Genomic DNA, 24,133 nt, shown 5'->3' on the forward strand with positions numbered 1-24,133 from the left:
TTCAATAATTGTAAGTTGAGAAATGAAAAACGCTATATGCACATTTGCATATTTTTAGCGGATATATGTATGCTATCATTTTAAATGAAGGATCGCTTTCAGTTCTGAAGCCTCCTACATTGCATGAATCTAGTGTACCCAAACTTTAGATTATGTAGGGAAAAGAGATCTGTTATAGGGTTTCTTTTCTTTTGTTTGAATCATGTGATGATAACTATGTTTCCGCATTTCATAATTATCATCAATGATATATGTAAGGCATCCATATGAAAATACGAGGCTGTTCAAGAGTTTTACGTACTTTTGGGCAGCCTCACCCCGTTAAAAAGGTGATACTTTGATGTATCACCTTTTTATTTTTATAAGCTTTCTGTTTATGGGGATGTTACATACTTAAAAATAATAAAAACAGCCGCTTTAGTAGAAGGAATCTACAAAACGGCTATTTTTTATTATAGTTGAGTTAAAATAATTGGCTCGCCACGAGTGACGACAACTGTATGTTCACATTGTGCAACAAGGCTTTTGTCTGGCGTAACGAATGTCCAACCATCATCACCGCGCTCAATAATATGATCTGCTTTCATTGAGATGAATGGTTCTACAGCGATAACAAGACCGTCTTTTAGAAGTGCATTATCCATTGGATCATAGTAGCTTAAAATGTGGTTTGGAGCTTCGTGTAAACTAAGACCAATGCCGTGACCAGTTAAGTTTTGGATTACGTTATATCCACTTTTATGTGCAAAGTTAGAAACAGCACGACCAATTTGATTTTGTTTTGATCCAGCTTTTACTTTTTTCATTGCTTCCCAAAATGCATCTACTGCAGCTTGGCATAGCTTTTCTTTTTCTTCATCTTCTCCAAGAACAAATGAGATACCTGTATCTGCATAATAGCCGTCAAGTGCTGCCGATACGTCTACGTTTACTAAATCGCCTTCTTTTAATACACGATCGCCTGGAATACCGTGAGCAACTTCTTCGTTTACACTAATGCAAGTTACACCTGGGAATTTATATTCTTTTTCAGGCGCTGAAATAGCACCGTTCTCGTCTAATACTTTTTTACCAATTAAATCAAGCTCTTTCGTTGTCATACCTGGCTTCGCTTGTTTCTTCATTTCTTCGCGTGCAAGTGCAACGATGCGGCCGATTTTTCGTAAACCTTCTAAATCTTGCTCATTACGAATAATCATGAAAACCACTGTCCTTCCTCGAATATATGTCTTATCCGATTGTATCATGTTTGTTTTTGTACTGCTACTCGCGTGCGGTATGCGGGTTGATTCCTCTCATAGAGAATACATGACAATTGTCATATGGATGTCATGACGCATCATACTGTTTCCTAACTTTTCCAGAGCATACAATGTAAATATAAGAAACGGCGGGGGTGGAGAGATGGAAAAGATTATTGAAGTAAATGGTGTTTCTAAAACATTTAAACATAAAAAAGCAGTAAATAACGTTTCATTTCATGTGAATAAAGGGCAAATAGTAGCATTACTCGGCCCGAATGGTGCGGGGAAAACAACGACAATTTCAATGATGCTCGGGTTAAAAGATCCAACAGAAGGGAATATCTCTATATTTGGAAAGAGTCCGAAGCATAGAGAGGTTCGCAATAGCCTCGGTGCGATGCTGCAAGAAGTAAGTGTGATTGATAGCATCACGGTAGAAGAGGCAATCGAGTTATTCCGTAGTTATTATACGAATCCTGTAGAGAAAGAAACATTACTGCAGTTGTCAAACTTGGAATCAGAACGAAAGCAAAGATGTGAGAAATTGTCGGGCGGTCAAAAAAGAAGGTTAAATTTTGTGCTGGCACTTGCAGGGAATCCAGATTTGTTATTTTTAGATGAGCCAACTGTAGGAATGGACATTACATCTCGAAAAACGTTTTGGGAAACGATTAGAAAATTAGCAAGTGAAGGGAAAACGATTATTTTAACAACACATTATTTAGAAGAAGCGGATGCGTTAGCAGATCGAATTTTATTATTTGCGAACGGAAAGATTATCGCAGATGGCACACCGGATGAGATGAAAGCGACGATTTCTCGAAAAACAATCTCGTTTTATTCGAAAGAAAAAATTCCTAAGAGTTTACTAAAGGAATTACCGCATGTAACGGAAGTACAGTCAAATGAAGAGCGCTTCACTTTAACGACGGAAGATACAGATGCCACTTTACAAGCAATTTATCAGAGGAATCTACCTGTAACAGACGTTTCAGTTGAACGTGGAAGCCTCGATGAAGCATTTGAACAGTTTGTTGCAAATCAGAAGGAGGGAATCGCATGAGAGCATTATGGATGCAATGTAAAATAGAGGTTTTACGTACGTTCCGCAATAAATTATTCATCTTTTTCTCATTATTAATGCCAGTTATGTTTTATTACATCTTTACAAATGTTGTTCAAGTCCCGCAAAACGGAGATGTATGGAAAGCGCATTATTTAATTTCAATGGCGACTTTCAGTATTGTAGGGACTGCCCTTTTTAGTTTCGGTGTGAGACTTTCTCAGGAAAAAGGGCAAGGATGGACACATTTGTTAAAAATTACCCCGCTTCCAGAGGGGGCATATTTAGCAGCCAAAATTATTGCTCAAACAGTAGTGAATGCTTTTTCAATCTTAGTTATTTTTATGGCAGGAATATTAATTAATAATGTTGAGTTAACGATAGGCCAATGGATTGGTGCAGGATTATGGCTATTACTAGGCGTGACACCATTTTTAGCCCTTGGAACAGTAATAGGTTCAATTAAGAAGGCGGATGCAGCTGCTGGCTTAGCGAATATTTTAAATATGAGTCTAGCTGTAATCGGTGGATTATGGATGCCAATTGAAGTATTCCCGAAAATTTTAAGATCTATCGGCGAATGGACACCAACATATCATTTCGGAAGTGGTGCATGGGATATTGTAGCTGGAAAGTCGATTGGTTGGGAAAATATCGCGGTACTAGGAGGTTATTTCCTTATATTTGTTGTAGTATCAATATATATAAGAAAAAGACAGGAAGCGGTATAAATGATAGAGAAGAAAAGGTTTGAAGTTTTTCCGAAACAGATGGGTTTCTTCCCGTATATGTGGCTCGTGTATTTATTATTTCCAATCTATAATTTAACACAAGTATCAGGATGGAAGCTTGTAATAGGGATCGGTATGTTGATAGTCTTCACCGTCACATACCGGCAGCTTTATTTTGTTAAGAAAACGTTCATTTTGTGGGCGTGTATTCAAATGATGCTCACATTCTCATTTGCTTTATTTTATAATCCCTTCATGATATTGTTTGGATATTTCACGGCGAGTGCGATGGGATTTGCGCCAAGTAAGAAAGCGTTTCGTGTGCTATTAGGTTTATTAGTTGTAATGCTTGGAGCTTTTATATTTGTAAATGTTAATCAACTAACAATCCCGAGTTTAGTGAATATCGTTCCGATGTTTATTTTAATGCTTCTTACGCCATTTGGAATGCGTAATTTTAATCAGAAAAAGATGTTAAGAAATCAATTAAACGAAGCGAATGAGCAAATTAAAGACTTAGTAAAACGTGAAGAACGTCAGCGGATTGCAAGGGATCTTCATGATACGTTAGGGCACACGTTATCACTCATTACTTTAAAAAGTCAGCTTGTGGAGAAGTTAATTGTAAAAAATCCGGAGCGTGCAAGTGTGGAAGCGAAGGAAATTACACAAACATCTCGTACCGCTTTAAAGCAGTTAAGGGAATTAATTTCGGATATGCGTATGATTACAGTGGAAGAAGAGCTTGAGCAAATAAAAGCAATCTTACAAGCTGCTACTATTGAATTAGAAATAAAACAAGAAACAAGTGCAAGTTCGTTATCACCGATTGAACAAAATATTTTAGGAATGTGTTTACGTGAGGCTGTGACGAATGTTGTAAAGCATAGTAAGGCGACGCGTTGTACAGTTTCTGTACTAGAATCACAAGGTGAATTAATTTTGACAGTAGAAGATAATGGAGTTGGCTTAACGGATCAAAACCACGATGGAAATGGCATTCGTGGTATGAAAGAGCGCATCGCTCTTATTGATGGGTTTGTTGAACTGGGTACAATCAATCCAGGGACACTATTAATAGTGAAAGTACCAGTTGTTATTCGAACAGGAAAAGATGAGGTGAGGGCATGATTCGAATTATTATTGCGGAAGATCAGCGAATGCTTCGTGGTGCGTTAGGAGCCCTGCTTGATCTAGAGGATGATATTGAAGTAGTTGGTCAGGCTGCGAATGGGGAAGAGGCGTTAAAATTAATCGAATCGCTAAGGCCTGATATAAGTATTATGGATATTGAAATGCCGATTCAAAGTGGTTTAGATGTTGCTGAAGCGCTGAAGAAGGAAAAGTCACCTTGTAAAGTAATGATTTTAACAACATTTGCACGACCAGGTTATTTTGAACGGGCAATGAAAACTGGTGTTCACGGGTATTTATTAAAAGATAGCCCAAGTGAAGATCTAGCTGCAGCAATTCGTAATGTAATGAAAGGTAAGCGAGAGATCTCTCAAGATTTAATGTTCGGCTTATGGCAGGAGCAAAATCCATTATCGGATCGCGAAAAAGAAGTATTGTTACTTGCGAAAGAAGGAAAGACGGCAAATGAAATTGCGAAGGCACTTTATCTTTCACCTGGTACAGTACGTAATTATATTTCTGAAGTATTAACGAAGCTTGATGCGAAAAATAGAATTGAGGCAATTACAATTGCGGAAGAAAAGGGATGGATATGAAAAGAAGTTTACCTATGAGTGGTAAGCTTCTTTTTTCTTATAAACAAGTATTTCAATAGAGAGTTTCGTCGCAGTCGCATAGCTCAGAATTTGAAGTATATCGCGTAATTTAGATTTTACTTCATTTTTCGACAAAAAATTTGTTATAGTAAGATTAGGTTGTTGGTCTAAATTTTGGACAACTTTACCACTAACAGTTGTAATTACTCCATTTTTATCTACTTTTACAATAAGATCTTGGCCATATACTTTATAATTTTTGTAAGTTTGTGCAAGGCGAACTTCGGTTTTATTTTCTTTTGTATCTTTATTTGTAGGTTGGGAATCTACATTCATTTCAGTTGTCACTCACTTTTGTTGAGCTTTAGCCTCATTTATCTCACCCTTTAAATACTTTTTCGCCATATATTTTTGTATCATTTTGAGGTTGTGTTAATTGTTAAATCGTTAAACTAGGCTGAGCAATTTCAACGTTTACTTCATTTCTATCTAGTTCTTGGGTGTGAATAGCTTCTGCTGATAAAGGATAAAGAAGACCGAATGTAACGAAAGCACGGGCAAATTTTCTATAATTGATCTATAAAATTACTAGTCTATTATATTATGTGAGATGGATTGTATGAAAAATTTGCCGAATCTTATATATATTATGCATTATTTCATATCAAAAATTGTCGAATTCACATTATTGTAGTGGTATGACAACTCAAAAAATTAGATTGTTATAATGGGATGGTGAGTAAGTATGCACGCAGAAAAACTAGGAAGTGAAATTAAGAAAATTAGGGTGATGAGAGGATTAACACAAAAGCAGTTATCCGAGAACATATGTCATCAATCGGAAGTGAGTCGAATTGAATCGGGCGCGGTATACCCAAGTATGGATATATTGCAAGGTATTGCAGCGAAGTTACAAGTTCCCATTATTCATTTTTATGAGGTACTCATTTATTCTGATATTGAGAGGAATAAGCAATTAAAAGATCGAATTATTATGCTTTGTAAGCAAAAGAAATATAAAGAAATTTATAATAAGGTATGGAATGAGTTGAAAAAGGAAGAATATCATCCCGAGCTTCAGCAATTTCTTCAATGGCAATATTATGTAGCTGCTTACATATTGAAAAAAATCGATTACGAATATTGTATTTTAGAATTAAAGAAATTGCTCAATCAACAATTGGCAGGAATAGATGTATATCAGAACCTTTATATTGAAAACGCAATTGCAAACATTTACGCTGAAAATGGCTATTTTAAGAAGAGTATTGAGTTATTTGAAAATATATTAAAACAATTAGAGGCATTACATGATAATAAAGAGTTTGATGTGAAGGTGAGACATAATCATGCAAAAGCATTATACTTAGACAATCAATACGAAGAAGCGCTTTGTCACGCAAATAAAGCCATTGAACTATCGTGTCGAATTAATAGTATGACATTGATTGGACAGTTATACTATCGAAAAGGTGAATGCCTAGAAAAGCTCGAGTGTGATAGAGCAGAAATTGAAGATGCTTACGAAAAAGCGTGCTTCTTTTTCGATATATTAGGAAATCACACGTTAAAAGAGTCAATTATAAAAAAAATGAAGAAATAAAAAAAACAAAAAACAAATATGCATAATTGCATAAGATGTGGATAAATTTTCATGATATATTTAAAGAAAAAATGCGGGTGATGGAATATGAAAAAACTACTTATTGGTAGTCTATTAACGTTAGCGATGGCATGGGGTATTTCATTAGGAGATACAGTTTTAGAGAAAAATCAAGTAATTTCTTATAATGATCAAGAGATACAAGTAGCTTCAGATGTACCTTTTGAGTACTAAAAAACAACCGTCTTACTTAGACGGTTGTTTTTTAGTGGAGTAACATCCAAACATCTTTACTAGAAACAGGCTTGCTAAATAGGAATCCTTGAATGTGGTCACAGTTTTGTTCGTGTAAAAACTTCCATTGTTCTTCTGTTTCTACACCTTCCGCAATAACCTTTAAATTTAATTCTTTCGATAGCTTAATAATGGAAGCGATAATCGCTTCTTCTAAAGGGCTATTTGTAATTCCACAAATAAACTCTCGAGCAATTTTTAATGTATTGATTGGATATTTCGTTAAATAAGCTAAAGAACTATAACCTGTTCCAAAGTCATCAATTGAAATTTGGATACCGAGATTTTGAAGTTCTTCTAGTTTAGCAATTACAGAATGATTTTGATTAATCGCGATACTTTCTGTAATCTCAATATCTAGCGCTTCTGGTTTTAGTTCTGTTTCTTCCAAGACTTTTGAAATAGTTGATATTAAATCTGCGTGATTAAATTGAACAACAGATAAATTCACACCAACCTTTAGGTGAGAAAATCCTTGGTTATGCCACTTTTTTGCTTCTAAGCAGGCGGTACGTAAAATCCAATTACCAAGTTCAATAATAAATCCTGTTTCCTCTGCTAGAGGAATAAATTGGGCAGGTGATACAATTCCGAGTTTTGGATGTTTCCAGCGAATTAATGCCTCAAAACCGATAATTTGTTTTGTTTTTGTATTTACTTGCGGTTGATACTCAAGGAAAAATTCATTTTGTTGTAGAGCCTTTGAAAGTTCACCTTCTAGGAAGTGTAGTTCATTTTGCGCAACACTCATTTCTTTTGAGAAGAAAATAAATCTATTTTTCCCATTAGCTTTTGCCCGGTACATAGCCATATCTGCATTTTTCATTAATTTGGTTACATCGGTTCCGTATTCCGGAAACATTGCAATTCCGATACTCGGTGTAACAGAAAGTTCTTCATCTTTAATGAAGTAAGGCTTATTTAAGATGGTTAAAATTTGTTCGGCTATAAAAGCAGCACTTTTTTCAGAGTACATATCTGGTAATAGGATCGTAAATTCATCTCCGCCTTGGCGGGCGACGATATCTTTTGAACGCAAACATCCACGTAATCTTTTTGCCACTTCAATTAATAATAAATCTCCGACATCATGACCGAGTCGATCGTTAATTTTTTTAAATCGGTCTAAGTCGAGGAACATGACGGCAACGTCATTAGTTTTGTTTTTCGCTGTATTTAAAATCGTTTTTAAATCTTTTTCGAATTTTCGTCGATTCGGCAGTCCTGTAAGTGCATCATGGAAAGCCAAATGCTCTACTTGTTTTTGTTTTTCATATAAAGTTGTAATATCACGTGCTATACCAAACATCCCAACAACTTCTTTATTTATAAAAATAGGGATGAATGTAATGTGAAGATAATAATAATAGCCTTCTTTTTCTTTTGTACGAATTTCTAGAGTTTGTGGTCTACCTTCTCTTGTACTTTGTAAAGATTTCTTCAATAATTCATGATCTTGGGGATCAATGAAGTGTAGAAGAGAATAGCTTGTTACTTCACAATAATAGGGTGTAAATAAACTTTCACAAGCCTTATTAGATTGTTGAAAAATCCCGTTCATATTTAAAGAAAAAACAGCATCAGGATGATCTTCGAATAAAGACTTATAACGCTGTTCACTTTTTGATAGGGCAGATGCACCTTCTTCGACTTCACCTTCTAGTTGTGTAGTCAACTGTTCGTACGTATCGATTAATACTTGATTATCTTTCCACATGTAAAGTTGTCGTAGGAATAATAAGATTAGTGATAATACTAGACCGATTAGCATGAACTTATCGTCCCAAGGCTGAATGACAATAAAGGAAAAAGTAATGATTATACTAAAATAAGGTAATATAAAGCGTACATAATCGAATCGATAATACTTCATTTTCGTTTCATGTTGCATTGGTTTATCCAAAATGTACAGTATGGACGATAAACCGATTAGTAAAATCGAAGCAGTATGTATTAAATAAGAGACTTCAGAAGAAGTTTCCATTCCTTTGTTTAATTGGAACAGATGTATATATCCGTACATAAGTATGATAGTAAAGCCGATAATTAATGAGATTCTACTAGAAGAATATTGTTCTCTTCTATATAGGCTAATAACGGCGTAAATTACTAATGATTGTGCGATAAAATACCCAATCAAAAGCCACGTGTCCGTCTTCAACATACGAAAGCTAGAAATATCTAAAATAAAGGTTAGGGCAAAATAAATATTCATAATAACAATGAAGATGCTATCGAATGAAAATTGAGCAAGACCTCTAATGGAGTAATGTTTTATAAACTTTATAGCAAAGCCAGAAAAAAGCAAAATATATTGTATGATGAAAAAAGGTAGTGCTTTATATGAGAATATGACTTGATCATAAATAGAAGGTGACTGAAGAAATAAAGTTATTTCCATAATTAGTCCACATATGCAAGTACATAGTAGTAAAACCCAAAATAGTTTGTCACTGCTTTTCATCTTCTTAATTGCTTTATATAAGCAATAGCAAGAAAAGAGTGCCGCAAAACAAAATAAGAAGAGAATTCCAATTTCTTTTATATTTAAATTCCTAGGGATAAGGAATATCCAAAGAGAAAATATAATTATATACATCATGACAAATTGTACATATTTCTTTTGATTAATCATATTATGACTCCATTTCAATAAAGTTGAATCTCAGGGGGAAAATGCTAATTTAAATAATAGCATATAAATTGGGATATTTTTTACTGTGAAAATTACTTTTTTTTGAAAAAATAGCGCAATGTTACAAATCACCATTGTAACGTTGCGCCATTTTTTCTTTTTATTCCTCTTATTGAAGAGATTTCACTTATTAATTGGAGAAGTGCTAAATCCTTTTGTTTGCTTTCAATCATAATATCGAAATTACGGCCAACTTTTTTTGCAATGTGCAAAAAGGGTTTAATAAATTCTAAATCAATATAATCTGAGTGGGCCCTAAATTCTTTTTCTGATTTAGGAGAAGAAATATGAACTTTAGGTGGGATATTTGTATGTGACCAAGTTTCAAATATCATAGGAAGTAACTCTTCTAGCGGTTCACCACAAAGGTTCGCTATGTGATGATGATAATCGAACACGAAAGGGATTTTTTCTTTTTGGCAAATAGCCAAAGTTTCAGAAGTTGTATATGTTTTATCGTCATTTTCAAGAGTCATTTGTCTTTTTATATGATAAGGAAGTTTTTGTATGTTTTCATGAAACCGTTCGATTGCCTTCTCCTTATTTCCATACGCGCCACCTACATGAATATTAATGTAGGAAGAATCTGCAATTCCCATAGCATTTAACACGTTATAATGATAGGTCATATCTGTAATTGCATTAGTTGTAATATGTGGTTTGTCGCTTGTAAATAGTGTGAATTGGTTTGGGTGAAAACTTACGCGTAAATTGTGTTCTTGAATTAATGCTCCTATTTTACGCCATAGTGGAGCAAATAGTTGAATGTAATCAAATTCAACTTCAGGATGTGTTGCAAGCGGAACGATAGAAGATGATAAACGATATAATGGAATTTCGTGTGCAATATTGTAATGAAGGATGCGTATTGTATGCTCTAGATTCTGCCTTGTAACATGGTACAATTTATCTTCTCGCTCTTGTTTATTGAGTTTTTTAAAGCTTGTAAATGTCATCGTTTTAGCAGGAGAACAGTCCCAGAGTGCCATTGCATGTGAGACATATCCAAACCGCATAATCATAAAGGATACACCTCTTTTATTCATCGCCTTTCCTATAAAAAGAACGCAAATATCGTTCCTATCCATTCTTTGCCCCTATCAATAAGGGAAAGTGGGCTGACATCATCAAAGGAAAGTAATGACGCATTTTTTAGATCTTCATGGAATTTATTTTTTACTTCTTGTATGAAGTGTTTATCGTACAAAAGGCAGTTGATTTCATGATTAATATATAAACTTCTCATATCAAAATTAGCAGTTCCAATATCACAAATATGATCGTCTACTATAATGATTTTTGCGTGAAAAAATCCTTGTTGAAAAGCGTAAATATTACAACCAGCTTGTATTGACTTTCGGCAATATGGGAATTTTGCTTCTCTAACGAGGGCGTGATCGGCCTTTTGTGGAACGAGAATAGTTATTTGAACCCCACGTTTTCGTGCGTTTAATAATGCGTTCATAATTTTTTTTCCAGGAATGAAATAGGGTGTACCGATAAAGATTTCTTTTTTCGCGCTTTCGATTAATTGTAAAAATGTATTTTGTAAATAGGCACCATCAGTAGGGATAAAACGATGTAGAACGGTCCCTGGTTGTTGCTTAGGAAAATAAAGAGATGAATCTAATAAATTTTGGCCTGTATCGTCGAGCCAATCATGTAAAAATTGTTTTTGTAAATCTTGTATCCCTTCTCCTGTAAGACGTAAATGATAATCTCGCCATAATCCTAACTTTTGATTATGCCCTAAATATTCCTCGCCAATATTAAATCCACCAATATAGCCAATTTCCCCGTCAATAACTATAATTTTTCTATGATTTCTTTGATTTGCAGAAAAGAAAGGAAAAGGAAATTTTACTTTGTGACAAAATGAAAAAGAGACACCATGCTTTTGTAGCGAGTAAATCGCTTCTTTTGATAAATAATGACTGCCAAACCGGTCGAGTAAAAGTCTTACTTCAATTCCTTCTTGTGCTTTATCGATAAGTAACTTTAAAAACTTACGACTTATCTCATCATTTTTTACAATAAAAAATAAAACGTGCACATGGTGTTTAGCTTGTTTTATATCAGTAAATAGGGTGTCATACAAATCTTTTCCGTATGTATAAAGGTGAAAATCACTTTGACGTAAAGGGAAAGAACGAGAACGTACACGCTTTAAATGAACAACTCTCCCATATGAAAGGTCGATTGTAATCCAGAGAGCGCTACCTATTAACAAGAGAGATAAGAAGAACATAAGTAAATTCCCTCCTTCACGGTCTTTTCACCATCAGTTTTTTACAAATCAAAATTTCACTTTACCCCGCTATTTGCGGGTAGTAAGCCTCCTACCTCAAAATTAGGCTTACTCAAAGGAGTCAGGCGGGAGGCAACAGCCCGTAAAAGCCCGATTGGTGTGGGCTAATAATCAGGAGGGCATAAACAGCTCCCTACTGATTAAAGTTTCACTTTATAGTTTCACCCAAATAAACAGCTTTATTAAAAAATATGTTGTTGTATAACAAAAAACTGTTGACTGAATGCTCACTCATTATATAATGAAGGTAGGGGATAAAATTCAGAAAATTATATGTTTTTGAAGATTCTAAAAAGAAAGAGAGCTTACAAAGAGAGGGGTAGCATAAAAATGAATAGCTTACTGATCATTAATTGGCTGGCTGCCATTGCTGTTATTGCTTATGCGGGATATTTGTTTGTATATCTTATACGAACGAGGATGGCCTACATACAATTAGGAAAAAAGATTGAATTTGACCGTCGTTTTAAAGAGCGTTGGGATCTTCTTAAGGTCAATGTTTTCGGTCAGAAAAAGCTGCTGAAAGATAAAAAGAGCGGCATCATTCACGTTATGTTCTTTTACGGATTTATTCTTGTCCAATTTGGAGCAATTGACTTCGTTTGGAAAGGGCTCGCACCAGGATCACATCTTCCACTTGGACCACTATACCCTGCATTTACATTCTTCCAGGAAATTGTCACACTTGTTATTTTAATTGCAGTCTTTTGGGCTTTCCATAGACGCTATGTTGAAAAGCTTGTTCGTTTAAAACGTAATTTCAAATCAGGTCTTGTTCTTATCTTTATTGGTGGCTTAATGATTTCTGTGCTACTTGGTAATGGGATGGGAATTATATGGCACGGTGAGGAGCTTTCATGGAGTGAACCAATCGCTTCTGCAATCGCTTACGTTTTCTCAGGGATAAATGAAACCGTAGCCATTTCTGTGTTCTATTTCTCTTGGTGGGTGCATTTACTAATCTTGTTAACATTTTTAGTGTATGTTCCACAATCAAAACATGCGCATTTAATTGCTGGACCAGTTAACGTGTTTTTTGGTCGTCTTTCAAATCCGGGAAAACTTGAAAAAATCGATTTTGAAGATGAAACACAAGAAACATTCGGTGTTGGTAAAATTGAAGACTTTAGACAAAATCAGCTCGTTGATTTATATGCTTGCGTAGAATGTGGCCGTTGTACAAATATGTGTCCGGCAACAGGAACAGGCAAAATGTTATCACCGATGGATTTAATTTTAAAACTTCGTGATCATTTAACTGATAAAGGAGCAGCGGTAACATCAAAAGCACCGTGGGTTCCAGTTGTTGCTTTTAATAATACACAAGGAAATCAGTTAGCGATGATGGCAGCTGGAAAAGGACAACAAGAATCAGCAGCTACAGCACTCGCTTACGATCCGAGCTTAATCGGAGATGTTATTACAGAAGAAGAGATTTGGGCATGTACAACGTGCCGTAACTGTGAAGATCAGTGTCCAGTTATGAATGAACATGTTGATAAAATTATTGATTTACGCCGCTATCTCGTTTTAACAGAAGGGAAAATGGATGCAGAGGCGCAGCGTGCAATGACTAATATCGAGCGTCAAGGTAATCCGTGGGGACTGAATCGTAAAGAGCGTGAAACATGGCGTCAAGGTGATGATGAAGTAACAGTTCCAACTGTAAAAGAGAAATCAAAAGCAGGCGAAGAGTTTGAATACTTATTCTGGGTTGGATCAATGGGTTCGTATGACAACCGCAGTCAGAAGATTGCGATATCATTTGCGAAGCTAATGAACGAAGCAGACATTTCATTCGCAATTCTTGGTAATAAGGAAAAGAACTCTGGTGATACACCGCGCCGCCTCGGAAACGAATTTGTATTCCAAGAGATGGCAACGAAAAACATTGAAGAATTTGAAAAAGCAGGAGTGAAGAAAATCGTTACGATTGACCCTCATGCTTATAACATTTTTAAAAATGAGTACCCGGACTTTGGCTTACAAGCAGAAGTCTATCATCATACAGAATTACTAGCCCAGTGGGTGAAGGAAGGACGTTTAAAACCTGTCCATTCTATTGAAGAAACAGTTACGTACCATGATTCCTGTTACTTAGGAAGATACAACGAAGTATATGAGGCACCGCGCGATATTCTAAAAGCAATTCCAGGTGTAAACCTTGTAGAAATGGCGCGTAACCGTGAAACGGGAATGTGCTGTGGTGCAGGTGGCGGCTTAATGTGGATGGAAGAAACGGCTGGTTCTCGTATTAACGTTGCTCGTACAGAACAAGCGCTGGCTGTACAACCGTCAATTATCGGTACAGGATGCCCATATTGCTTAACGATGATTAGTGACGGTACGAAAGCGAAAGAAGTTGAAGAAACGGTTCAAACTCTGGACGTAACAGAGATTTTAGAACGCTCAGTTATCGGACAGAAGAAAGAAGCAATCTAGTTTGTGGGAATGCATACAACTTTAGAAAGAGGTGCAATTATTGCACCTCTTCTCAACGTAGGAATACCGAGCGAGCGCTCGGCGTTAAAAAAAGAAATGGGGGAAAGAAACATGAGTAAAACAGTTATTTTAAGTGCTGCAAGAACACCGGTTGGGAAATTTGGAGGGACTTTAAAAGACGTGAAAGCAACGGAACTTGGAGGAATCGCAATTAAGGCAGCGCTTGAAAGGGCGAATATTTCCGCGAGTGATGTTGAAGAAGTTATATTTGGAACGGTTATCCAAGGAGGACAAGGACAAATTCCATCACGCCAAGCAGCAAGAGCGGCTGGAATTCCTTGGGAAGTGCAGACAGAAACAGTAAATAAAGTTTGTGCATCAGGGCTTCGCGCAGTTACTTTAGCGGATCAAATTATTCGTACTGGTGACCAATCACTGATTGTAGCTGGTGGAATGGAATCGATGAGTAACAGTCCTTACATTTTACGAGGAGCAAGATGGGGATACAGAATGGGTAATAACGAAGTTATCGATTTAAACGTTGCAGACGGTTTAACATGCGCATTTTCAGGTATACACATGGGTGTTTATGGAGGGGAAGTTGCAAAAGAAGACGGGATCTCTCGCGAAGCACAAGATGAATGGGCATATCGTAGCCATCAACGTGCGGTTTCAGCACATAAGGAAGGTCGTTTTGAAGAGGAGATTGTACCAGTAACAATTCAGCAAAGAAAAGGCGATCCTATCGTCGTGGCTAAGGATGAGGCGCCACGCGAGGATACAACGATTGAAAAATTAGCAAAATTAAAGCCTGTATTTGATAAGACGTCAGCGGTGACAGCTGGTAATGCTCCTGGACTAAATGATGGCGGTGCGGCGCTTGTATTAATGAGCGAGGACAGAGCGAAGCAAGAGGGAAGAAAGCCATTAGCGACAATTTTGGCGCATACAGCAATTGCGGTAGAATCGAAGGATTTCCCAAGAACGCCAGGTTATGCAATTAATGAATTGCTGAAAAAGACAGGTAAGACAATTGAAGAAATTGATCTATTTGAAATCAATGAGGCATTTGCGGCGGTAGCAATTGCAAGTACTGAAATTGCAGGGATTGATCCGGAAAAATTGAATGTAAATGGCGGTGCTGTAGCAATGGGGCATCCAATTGGAGCGAGCGGAGCACGTATTATCGTTACACTTATCCATGCACTGAAGCAGCGCGGCGGCGGAATTGGAATTGCTTCTATTTGTAGCGGTGGCGGTCAAGGTGATGCAGTGATGATTGAGGTTCATTAATTTACGTTCAGGAAATTTTGGGTTTATTAACAACTTATATTAAGGGGGAAGAAAGAATGGGTGTACAAAAAATAGTTGTAATTGGTGCAGGACAAATGGGTTCAGGTATCGCACAAGTGTGTGCAATGGCAGGCTATGATGTGAAAGTGCAAGATTTAAAGCAAGAGCAGTTAGACCGAGGGCTAGCTGTTATTTCGAAAAATTTAGCCCGTCAAGTAGAAAAAGGCCGTATGAAGGAAGAAGAGAAAGAAGCGACTTTAAATCGTCTTACATGGACGCTCGATCTAAATAGTGTCAAAGAAGCGGATCTTGTTATTGAAGCAGCTGTTGAGAAAATGGATATTAAAAAGAAAATTTTTGCGAATCTAGATGAAATCGCTCCAGAACACGCAATTTTAGCGACGAATACGTCATCGTTACCAATTACGGAAATTGCAGCGGTAACGAAACGTCCTGAGAAAGTAATCGGCATGCACTTTATGAATCCAGTTCCAGTTATGAAACTCGTTGAAATTATTCGTGGTTTAGCTACAGATGATGCAGTGTACGAAACGATTGAGGATATTACGAAAAAAATCGGGAAAGTGCCAGTGGAAGTAAATGATTTCCCAGGGTTTGTATCGAACCGTATTTTATTACCAATGATTAACGAAGCGATCTATACGTTATATGAAGGTGTAGCAACGAAAGAAGCGATTGATGAAGTAATGAAGCTCGGTATGAATCATCCGATGGGACCTTTGACACTCGCTGATTTTATCGGTTTAGATACGTGTTTATACATTATGGAAGTGTTGCATGAAGGATTAGGAGATAGTAAATATCGCCCATGTCCATTATTACGCAAGTATGTGAATGCAGGATGGTTAGGACGTAAAACGGGTCGTGGTTTCTACGTTTACGAATAAAGTCCTCCCTTTATTAAAATAGTGGTCTTACCAGATTGTTAAAAAGATATATAGCAAACGGAGGCGAAGTACATGAATTTTCACTTTACTGAAGAGCAACAAATGATGAGGAAAATGGTTCGAGATTTTGCGCAGAAGGAAATAGCTCCCTCTGTTCCTAGTATGGAACAAGGGGTGTTCCCGAAAGAGATTTTGCAAAAGATGGGTGAGCTTGGACTAATGGGTATTCCAGCGCCTGCAAAATATGGCGGGGCAGAAATGGATTTTATTTCTTACATTCTAGCAATTGAGGAAATTTCAAAGGTAAGTGCAACGGTTGGTGTAATTTTAGCTGTACATACGTCAGTTGGAATGAATCCGATTTTATACTTCGGAACAGAAGAACAGAAGCAGAAATATGTTTCTAAATTGGCGACTGGTGAGTATTTAGGCGCATTTGCTCTAACAGAACCAAATGCAGGATCAGATGCAGGTAGTTTGAAATCAAGAGCTGTAAAAAAAGACGATCACTACATCATTAATGGATCGAAAGTATTTATTACGAATGGCGGCGAAGCAAGTACATACATTGTATTCGCTTCTACAAATCCAGAGGCGGGGAAAAGTGGCATTTCTGCATTTATAGTAGAGAAAGATACGCCAGGCTTAATCATCGGAAAAGATGAGCATAAGATGGGTCTTCTTGGTTCTCGTACAGTGCAACTTACGTTTGAAGATATGAAAGTACCGGCCGAGAATTTACTTGGTGAAGAAGGACAAGGATTTAAGGTGGCGATGGCGAATTTAGATGTTGGGCGAATTGGAATCGGAGCGCAGGCATTAGGAATCGCGGAAGCGGCGCTTGCATGTGCGATTGATTATGCGAAAGAGCGCGAGCAATTCGGTAAGCCAATTGCGGCGCAGCAAGGAATCGGATTCAAACTTGCAGATATGGCGACTAGCGTAGAAGCAGCGCGATTACTTGTATACAGAGCGGCATCGCTAAGAGCGCAAGGATTACCATGCGGTAAAGAAGCTTCTATTGCGAAATTATTTGCTTCTAAGACGGCTGTTGAAGTTGCAATTGAAGCGGTGCAAGTATTTGGCGGTTACGGTTATACAAAAGATTATCCAGTAGAAAGATTTTTCCGTGATGCGAAGATCACGCAAATATATGAAGGAACGAGCGAAATACAAAAGCTTGTAATTAGTCGAGCTTTATAAAAAGACGAGGGGGAGACGGGAATGCATTTTAAATTATCAGAAGAACATGAAATGATAAGAAAAATGGTTCGGGATTTTGCAAGAAATGAAGTAGCACCGACGGCGGCAGAGCGTGATGAGGAAGAGCGATTTGATCGCGCTTTATTTGATCAAATGGCAGAGCTTGGTTTAACCGGCATTCCGTGGCCTGAAGAGTATGGTGGAATTGGAAGCGATTACTTAGCGTATGTAATTGCCATTGAAGAATTATCTCGCGTATGTGCTTCTACAGGCGTAACATTGTCTGCACATACTTCACTTGCTGGTTGGCCAATTTTTAAATTTGGAACGGAAGAGCAAAAGCAAAAGTTTTTACGACCAATGGCAGAAGGAAAGAAAATTGGCGCATACGGTTTAACGGAACCAAGTTCCGGTTCAGATGCTGGCGGAATGAGGACAACTGCGAAACGAGATGGAGACCATTACATTTTAAATGGATCGAAAATCTTTATTACAAATGGTGGCATTGCTGATATTTATGTTGTTTTTGCACTAACAGACCCTGAATCGAAGCAGCGCGGTACGAGCGCATTCATCGTGGAGAGCGATACGCCGGGATTTTCAGTTGGGAAAAAAGAGAGCAAGCTAGGGATTCGCTCTTCGCCGACTACTGAAATTATGTTTGAAGACTGCCGCATTCCTGTAGAGAATTTACTAGGGGAAGAGGGGCAAGGATTTAAGGTAGCGATGCAAACGTTAGATGGCGGTCGTAATGGTATTGCGGCGCAAGCGGTTGGTATTGCACAATCAGCCTTAGATGCTTCTGTAGAATATGCAAGAGAGCGTCATCAGTTCGGTAAGCCAATTGCGGCGCAGCAAGGGATTGGCTTTAAACTTGCAGATATGGCAACGGATGTAGAGGCGGCGCGTCTTTTAACATATCAAGCGGCTTGGCTTGAATCTGAAGGGCTTCCGTACGGGAAAGAGTCAGCGATGTCAAAAGTATTTGCAGGTGATACAGCGATGAAGGTAACGACTGAAGCAGTACAAGTATTTGGTGGTTATGGTTATACGAAAGATTATCCAGTAGAGCGTTACATGCGCGATGCAAAGATTACACAGATATATGAGGGAACGCAAGAGATTCAAAGACTTGTAATTTCTCGTATGTTAACGAAATAGGAACGAAAGCGTAGGTATTTTCCTACGCTTTTTCCTTCCAAAAATAATAGAGAGAGGTGAAGGGGATGGTTAAACATAATGTACATGCATCAGTGAAAGATGAAAAATTAGTTGCGTTAAGGCGTGAACAAATGATTAAAGGTGCGGTGCAACTGTTTAAGCAAAAAGGGTTCCCACGTACAACAACGAGAGAAATTGCGAAGGCGGCTGGGTTTAGTATTGGAACACTTTATGAGTACATTCGTACAAAAGATGATGTTTTATATTTAGTTTGTGATAGTATATATGAACATGTAAAAGAGCGGTTAGAGGAAGTAGTGTGTACAGAGAAGGGAAGTATAGAAAGTTTAAAGATAGCAATAACGAATTATTTTAAAGTGATGGATGAATTGCAAGAAGAAGTATTAATTATGTACCAAGAGGTACGTTTTTTACCGAAAGAATCACTCCCATATGTATTAGAAAAAGAGTTTCAAATGGTAGGAATGTTCGAGAATATTTTAGAACAGTGTACGGAAAATGGAACATTTACATTAAATAAAAAAGAAATACAGCTTCTTGCACATAATATTTTCATACAAGGACAAATGTGGGGATTTAGACGTTGGGCCCTGCAAAAACTGTATACGCTTGAAGAATATACAGAAATGCAAATTAGGTATGTATTGCAAGGGGCGCATATGCTTCCGAAATAAGGAATGGACAAATTATAATTTTATTACCATATTAAAGTTTCCCGTTTTTTTTGTAGCATATTTGTGCGACTTTTGTTTATAATGAATAGTATGGATTTTTTTAAGCAGACCGTTATATATAAGGTTATATTTGAAGAAAGGAAGTGCCGCATAAGTGAATTTTAAGCAATATTCACCAGAAGAGCTAAAAGAATGTTCAATGATTGAAGTTGTACATAGCGTTTTAGGGGATAAAAGACAAGCAACGACATTCAACGAGTTGGTTCAAGAAATCGCTCAAGTGCTGGGACTATCTCAAGAGCAAGTTAATGCGAAACTCGCACAATTTTATACAGATTTAAACATCGATGGACGTTTCATTAATTTAGGAGAAAATCGTTGGGGACTACGCAGCTGGTACCCATATGAGCAAATTGATGAAGAAATCTTACCTCAGCCAAAGCCGAAGAAGAAACGTAAAGTTGAAGAGGACGGTTTTGACGACTACATCGAAGAAGATGAAGATGAATTCGACGATGCAGACGGAAATGCAGACGAAGAAGATGATGTAGAAGATTTGGACAAGGTTCTTGAAGAAGAAGACGCAGATGACGAAGATGATGATCTTGATGATTTAGAAGAAGATGATGAAGAATTCGCAGAAGAAGAAATTGAGTACGATGAAGCTGAAGAAGAAGAGGAAGAGCTGTAGTTCTTGACTTTTCATTATCGTCCATGTAGAATCATTTTTGGGCTCTTTAAAACAGGACGATAATACTTTTAAAGTGTAAATATAAAAGAAAATTGCTCCCTACTTATTACTTATGTGATGAGGGGAGCAATTTTCTTTTTTGTTTTTTGTTTAGAAAATAAAAAGAGTCTAACAATAAGATAGGTACAGTGTTATCTACATACGTTGCGCTTTGCAACGGTGATTATATAACAACAAGGTAGAAGGGAGTATTTTCATGACTAAGTATATTTTTGTAACAGGCGGTGTAGTATCGTCTTTAGGTAAAGGTATTACAGCAGCATCTCTTGGAAGACTTTTAAAAAATCGTGGTTTAAACGTAACTATTCAAAAGTTTGATCCATACATTAACGTAGACCCGGGGACTATGAGCCCATACCAACACGGTGAGGTATTCGTAACAGATGATGGTGCAGAAACGGACTTAGACCTTGGTCACTATGAGCGTTTTATCGACATCAACTTAAATAAATACAGCAACGTAACAACAGGTAAAATTTACTCTTCAGTTCTTCAAAAAGAGCGTCGTGGTGAATACTTAGGGGGAACAGTTCAGGTTATTCCTCACATTACTAACGAAATTAAAGAACGTGTATATCGTTCTGGTCGCGAAACAAACGCGGACGTTGTTATTACAGAAATCGGTGGAACTGTTGGTGATATCGAGTCTCTACCATTCTTAGAAGCAATTCGTCAAATTAAGAGCGACATCGGTCGTGACAATGTAATGTACATTCACTGTACGTTAATCCCGTACTTAAAAGCTGCGGGTGAAATGAAAACAAAACCAACACAACATAGCGTTAAAGAGCTTCGTAGCTTAGGTATTCAACCAAATATTATCGTTGTTCGTACAGAACTACCTGTTTCTCAGGACATGAAAGATAAGCTTGCATTATTCTGTGACATCGATACAAAAGCAGTTATCGAAGCACGCGATGCAGATACTTTATATGCGGTTCCATTATCTCTTCAAGAGCAAAACATGGATCAAATCGTTTGCGATCACTTGAAATTAGACAATCCTGCTGCAGATATGACAGAGTGGACTGCGCTAGTTAATAAAGTACGTAACCTTTCTAAGAAAACAAAAATCGCTCTTGTTGGTAAATACGTAGAACTTCAAGATGCATACATTTCTGTTGTAGAAGCACTTCGTCATGCAGGTTATTCATTCGACACAGATGTAGAAGTAAAATGGGTAAATGCTGAGCACGTAACAGCAGAGAACGTGAAAGAATTAGTTGGCGATACAGATGGTATCCTTGTACCAGGTGGCTTTGGAGATCGTGGTGTAGAAGGTAAAATCGTTGCAATTCAATATGCTCGTGAAAACAAAGTTCCATTCTTAGGAATTTGCCTAGGTATGCAACTTGCATCAATCGAATTCGCACGTAACGTATTAGGATTAGAAGGAGCTAACTCTTCTGAAATTAATCCTGACACACCTTATGCAATTATCGATTTATTACCAGAACAAAAAGATGTAGAAGACTTAGGTGGTACACTTCGTCTTGGTCTATACCCATGTAAGCTTGCTGAAGAAACAAATGCTTACAATGCTTACAACGAGCCGGTTGTATATGAGCGTCATCGTCATCGTTATGAGTTCAACAATCAATTCCGTCCGGATATGGAAAAAGCAGGATTTGTATTCTCTGGTACAAGCCCAGACGGTCGTCTAGTTGAAATCATTGAATTAAAAGACCACCCTTGGTTCGTGGCAGCACAGTTCCATCCAGAACTTGTATCTCGTCCAAACCGTCCACAACCATTGTTCCATGACTTCGTAAGTGCTTCTATTACGAATAAAGAGAGCAAGTAATAAAAAAAAGCGCCTGAAATAGGGCGCTTTTTTTAATATTCGTTTAACATTTCATCAATTGTAAATTTCAATCCGTGATAAGCAAATAAAGCTACAATTAAACTTGGGAACCCGTAGCGGTTACCTTCATCATCTGGAATAAGGCCTTTTAACAGTTTTGTATCGATATGTACATCTGTGTATTGTTCCAGTGATTCCGTACCTTCTTGAATAGCCGAGATTCCAACAATAGATTGACCTTCTTCTTGAAATTTTTTTGCGATTTTTACAATTTCCTCATCCGTCGAAAAACGACTAATAAGAAGCACGCGGTCCGCAGAGGTTACAGCCGCTAGTTCGCCGTCTTCTATTAAACGTTTTGCTTGTTTCATTGGTTCAGCACCAAATAGTGCTTCAGCAACAACGCCCTCCATTTCATTTGTACCATGTAAATAAATGAAACCATCGCCAACTAGTGCTTGAGCAAGTAGACGAGCGCTATCTTCTATATTCATTTCCTCTTTTTGAGAAACTCTGGAGAAATAACCACTTAATTGAGTTGAAAAAATTTTTAACATAATGTTACTCCCTTCGTACGTGTTTGCCGGCTTTCATTATAATTTATTTTTTTAGAAAGGTGAAATCGTAGGTAGCGTAACGAAATAGTAAACGGTAAAATAAGAAAGAATAGGAAGGAATTTGGCAAAGAATAGCGAAAATAAATCGATAAGATATAAGAAGCTGTAAATCTTGTACTTACACAGAAAGGTTGGGAGTTATGGAAGGTAAAATTTTAATCGTTGATGATCAATATGGCATTCGTGTGTTATTACATGAAGTGTTCCAAAAAGAAGGTTATCAGACGTTCCAAGCAGCGAATGGATTTCAAGCTTTAGATATCGTGAAAAAAGATAATCCAGATTTAGTAGTGTTAGATATGAAAATCCCAGGTATGGATGGTATAGAGATTTTAAAACATGTAAAAGAAATTGATGAGAGTATTAAAGTGATTTTAATGACTGCTTATGGAGAATTGGATATGATTCAAGAAGCGAAAGATTTAGGAGCTTTAATGCACTTTGCTAAACCGTTTGATATTGATGAGATTCGTCAAGCAGTGAGAGATCAACTTGCTGTAGAGGCGTAAAAAATGAATTTTTTATAAAAAATATGGAAAAAAGCGTTTACATGGACTATTGAGCGGGTGAATACGGTTGAGTTTTTTAGTACAAGTTGTTATCCTAATGAGTGTAGAAAAAAGTCCGGTATACAGATATACATATTTTACCTTATTCTGGTCATACTACCAGCGATAAGAACTTATCGGATACAAAAAACGTTTTTTAGGAGGATTCACCATGCCTTTAGTTTCTATGAAAGAAATGCTAAACACAGCACTAGAAGGAAAATACGCAGTTGGTCAATTCAACATGAACAACTTAGAGTGGACTCAAGCTATCTTAGCTGCTGCGGAAGAAGAAAAATCTCCTGTAATCCTAGGTGTATCTGAGGGTGCAGCTCGTCATATGACTGGTTTCAAAACAGTTGTAGCTATGGTTAAAGCTTTAATCGAAGAAATGAACATCACTGTTCCTGTAGCGATTCACCTTGACCATGGTTCAAGCTTCGAAAAATGTAAAGAAGCAATCGATGCAGGTTTCACATCTGTAATGATCGACGCTTCTCACCACCCATTCGAAGAAAACGTTGAAACTACTAAAAAAGTAGTAGAATACGCACACGCTCGTAACGTATCTGTTGAAGCTGAGCTTGGAACAGTTGGCGGACAAGAAGACGACATCATCGCTGAAGGCGTAATTTACGCTGATCCAGCAGAGTGTAAACACCTTGTTGAAGCAACAGGTATCGATTGCCTAGCTCCAGCTTTAGGTTCTGTACACGGTCCTTACAAAGGTGAGCCTAACTTAGGATTCGCTGAAATGGAACAAGTGCGTGACTTCACTGGCGTACCTTTAGTATTACACGGTGGTACTGGTATCCCAACTGCTGATATCGTAAAAGCTATTTCTTTAGGTACTTCAAAAATCAACGTAAACACTGAGAACCAAATTGAGTTTACAAAAGCTGTTCGTGAAGTATTAAACAAAGACCAAGAAGTTTACGATCCTCGTAAATTTATTGGACCTGGCCGCGACGCTATTAAAGCAACTGTTGCTGGTAAAATGCGTGAGTTCGGTTCTAACGGTAAAGCGTAAGAATAAAATTCCG

The 24,133-nt window shown here is 37.2% G+C and carries 22 protein-coding genes; 16 read left to right on the forward strand and 6 right to left on the reverse strand.

The genetic code is table 11. The features are described 5' to 3' along the window. Positions 1 to 452: 452 nt before the first annotated feature. The gene (map, locus tag JDS80_RS10670; protein ID WP_116733419.1) at positions 453 to 1,247 is read right to left on the reverse strand and encodes a type I methionyl aminopeptidase; all 795 of its coding nucleotides are present in this window, start codon (positions 1,245 to 1,247) and stop codon (positions 453 to 455) included. 157 nt (positions 1,248 to 1,404) lie between these two features. Here map and JDS80_RS10675 point away from each other — a divergent pair, with 157 nt between their 5' ends. Genes JDS80_RS10675 through JDS80_RS10690 form a run of 4 tightly spaced genes read left to right on the forward strand, consistent with a single transcriptional unit; the run spans position 1,405 to position 4,768 of the window. After that, entirely contained in the window at positions 1,405 to 2,307 is a 903-nt protein-coding gene (locus JDS80_RS10675) for an ABC transporter ATP-binding protein (RefSeq protein WP_199638392.1), read from the forward strand. After that, the gene (locus tag JDS80_RS10680; protein ID WP_199638394.1) at positions 2,304 to 3,038 is read left to right on the forward strand and encodes an ABC transporter permease; all 735 of its coding nucleotides are present in this window, start codon (positions 2,304 to 2,306) and stop codon (positions 3,036 to 3,038) included. Before JDS80_RS10675 ends, JDS80_RS10680 begins: the two co-directional genes overlap by 4 nt. Further along, a complete protein-coding gene (locus JDS80_RS10685; protein WP_098889041.1) occupies positions 3,039 to 4,169 on the forward strand; it encodes a sensor histidine kinase in 1,131 nt (376 codons plus the stop codon). Continuing rightward, positions 4,166 to 4,768 carry a response regulator transcription factor gene (locus JDS80_RS10690; RefSeq protein ID WP_097831449.1) on the forward strand — a complete coding sequence of 201 codons (603 nt, stop codon included), beginning with the start codon at positions 4,166 to 4,168 and terminating at the stop codon, positions 4,766 to 4,768. The genes JDS80_RS10685 and JDS80_RS10690 overlap by 4 nt, the downstream gene beginning before the upstream one ends. Before the next feature lie 12 nt (positions 4,769 to 4,780). Here the strand turns inward: JDS80_RS10690 and JDS80_RS10695 are convergent, their stop codons facing one another. Then, positions 4,781 to 5,104 (reverse strand): bacillolysin, encoded by a 324-nt coding sequence (locus JDS80_RS10695; protein WP_071744047.1) that lies wholly within the window; start codon positions 5,102 to 5,104, stop codon positions 4,781 to 4,783. A 409-nt stretch (positions 5,105 to 5,513) separates the two neighbouring features. Between JDS80_RS10695 and plcR the strand changes: the two genes are divergently transcribed. Continuing rightward, on the forward strand, positions 5,514 to 6,371 hold the full coding sequence (gene plcR / locus JDS80_RS10700; protein WP_000542930.1) for a transcriptional regulator PlcR: 858 nt from the start codon (positions 5,514 to 5,516) through the stop codon (positions 6,369 to 6,371). 87 nt (positions 6,372 to 6,458) lie between these two features. Further along, positions 6,459 to 6,605: a quorum-sensing peptide PapR gene (locus JDS80_RS10705; RefSeq protein WP_000734736.1), complete on the forward strand. Its 147-nt coding sequence runs from the start codon at positions 6,459 to 6,461 to the stop codon at positions 6,603 to 6,605. 31 nt (positions 6,606 to 6,636) lie between these two features. Here the strand turns inward: JDS80_RS10705 and JDS80_RS10710 are convergent, their stop codons facing one another. From JDS80_RS10710 to cls, 3 genes are all read right to left on the reverse strand, one after another. Then, entirely contained in the window at positions 6,637 to 9,300 is a 2,664-nt protein-coding gene (locus tag JDS80_RS10710) for a DUF4084 domain-containing protein (RefSeq protein WP_199638396.1), read from the reverse strand. A 128-nt stretch (positions 9,301 to 9,428) separates the two neighbouring features. Further along, positions 9,429 to 10,382, reverse strand: a complete 954-nt coding sequence (gene uvsE / locus JDS80_RS10715; RefSeq protein ID WP_071744075.1) for a UV DNA damage repair endonuclease UvsE — start codon at positions 10,380 to 10,382, stop codon at positions 9,429 to 9,431. Between the two features lie 32 nt (positions 10,383 to 10,414). Then, positions 10,415 to 11,608, reverse strand: a complete 1,194-nt coding sequence (cls, locus tag JDS80_RS10720; RefSeq protein ID WP_199638398.1) for a cardiolipin synthase — start codon at positions 11,606 to 11,608, stop codon at positions 10,415 to 10,417. 390 nt (positions 11,609 to 11,998) lie between these two features. On the opposite strand from cls, the gene JDS80_RS10725 reads away from it, so the two are divergent. The 8 genes from JDS80_RS10725 (at position 11,999) to pyrG (ending at position 21,925) form a co-directional block, all read left to right on the forward strand. After that, positions 11,999 to 14,110 (forward strand): (Fe-S)-binding protein, encoded by a 2,112-nt coding sequence (locus JDS80_RS10725; RefSeq protein WP_098889044.1) that lies wholly within the window; start codon positions 11,999 to 12,001, stop codon positions 14,108 to 14,110. 9 nt (positions 14,111 to 14,119) lie between these two features. Continuing rightward, complete coding sequence (locus JDS80_RS10730) at positions 14,120 to 15,403, forward strand: acetyl-CoA C-acetyltransferase (protein WP_139254617.1); 1,284 nt, start codon at positions 14,120 to 14,122, stop codon at positions 15,401 to 15,403. Between the two features lie 56 nt (positions 15,404 to 15,459). Further along, positions 15,460 to 16,311 carry a 3-hydroxybutyryl-CoA dehydrogenase gene (locus JDS80_RS10735; protein WP_071744052.1) on the forward strand — a complete coding sequence of 284 codons (852 nt, stop codon included), beginning with the start codon at positions 15,460 to 15,462 and terminating at the stop codon, positions 16,309 to 16,311. 72 nt (positions 16,312 to 16,383) lie between these two features. Then, entirely contained in the window at positions 16,384 to 17,514 is a 1,131-nt protein-coding gene (locus JDS80_RS10740; RefSeq protein WP_199638400.1) for an acyl-CoA dehydrogenase, read from the forward strand. 21 nt (positions 17,515 to 17,535) lie between these two features. Next, the gene (gene acdA, locus JDS80_RS10745) at positions 17,536 to 18,675 is read left to right on the forward strand and encodes an acyl-CoA dehydrogenase AcdA (RefSeq protein WP_071744053.1); all 1,140 of its coding nucleotides are present in this window, start codon (positions 17,536 to 17,538) and stop codon (positions 18,673 to 18,675) included. 65 nt (positions 18,676 to 18,740) lie between these two features. Continuing rightward, on the forward strand, positions 18,741 to 19,370 hold the full coding sequence (locus JDS80_RS10750) for a TetR/AcrR family transcriptional regulator (RefSeq protein WP_000238599.1): 630 nt from the start codon (positions 18,741 to 18,743) through the stop codon (positions 19,368 to 19,370). Positions 19,371 to 19,524: 154 nt separating this feature from the next. Beyond that, a complete protein-coding gene (rpoE, locus tag JDS80_RS10755) occupies positions 19,525 to 20,061 on the forward strand; it encodes a DNA-directed RNA polymerase subunit delta (RefSeq protein ID WP_071744054.1) in 537 nt (178 codons plus the stop codon). A 256-nt stretch (positions 20,062 to 20,317) separates the two neighbouring features. Next, on the forward strand, positions 20,318 to 21,925 hold the full coding sequence (pyrG, locus tag JDS80_RS10760) for a CTP synthase (RefSeq protein ID WP_000170445.1): 1,608 nt from the start codon (positions 20,318 to 20,320) through the stop codon (positions 21,923 to 21,925). Positions 21,926 to 21,957: 32 nt separating this feature from the next. Here the strand turns inward: pyrG and JDS80_RS10765 are convergent, their stop codons facing one another. Continuing rightward, on the reverse strand, positions 21,958 to 22,482 hold the full coding sequence (locus tag JDS80_RS10765; protein ID WP_071744055.1) for a DUF2529 domain-containing protein: 525 nt from the start codon (positions 22,480 to 22,482) through the stop codon (positions 21,958 to 21,960). A 200-nt stretch (positions 22,483 to 22,682) separates the two neighbouring features. On the opposite strand from JDS80_RS10765, the gene spo0F reads away from it, so the two are divergent. Further along, complete coding sequence (gene spo0F, locus JDS80_RS10770) at positions 22,683 to 23,051, forward strand: sporulation initiation phosphotransferase Spo0F (RefSeq protein WP_000398592.1); 369 nt, start codon at positions 22,683 to 22,685, stop codon at positions 23,049 to 23,051. 211 nt (positions 23,052 to 23,262) lie between these two features. Next, entirely contained in the window at positions 23,263 to 24,120 is an 858-nt protein-coding gene (locus JDS80_RS10775; protein ID WP_001131859.1) for a class II fructose-bisphosphate aldolase, read from the forward strand. Positions 24,121 to 24,133 lie beyond the last annotated feature (13 nt).

The sequence above is a fragment of the Bacillus cereus group sp. N8 genome (genome assembly GCF_016483685.1).
In the GTDB taxonomy this organism is placed as follows: domain Bacteria; phylum Bacillota; class Bacilli; order Bacillales; family Bacillaceae_G; genus Bacillus_A; species Bacillus_A proteolyticus.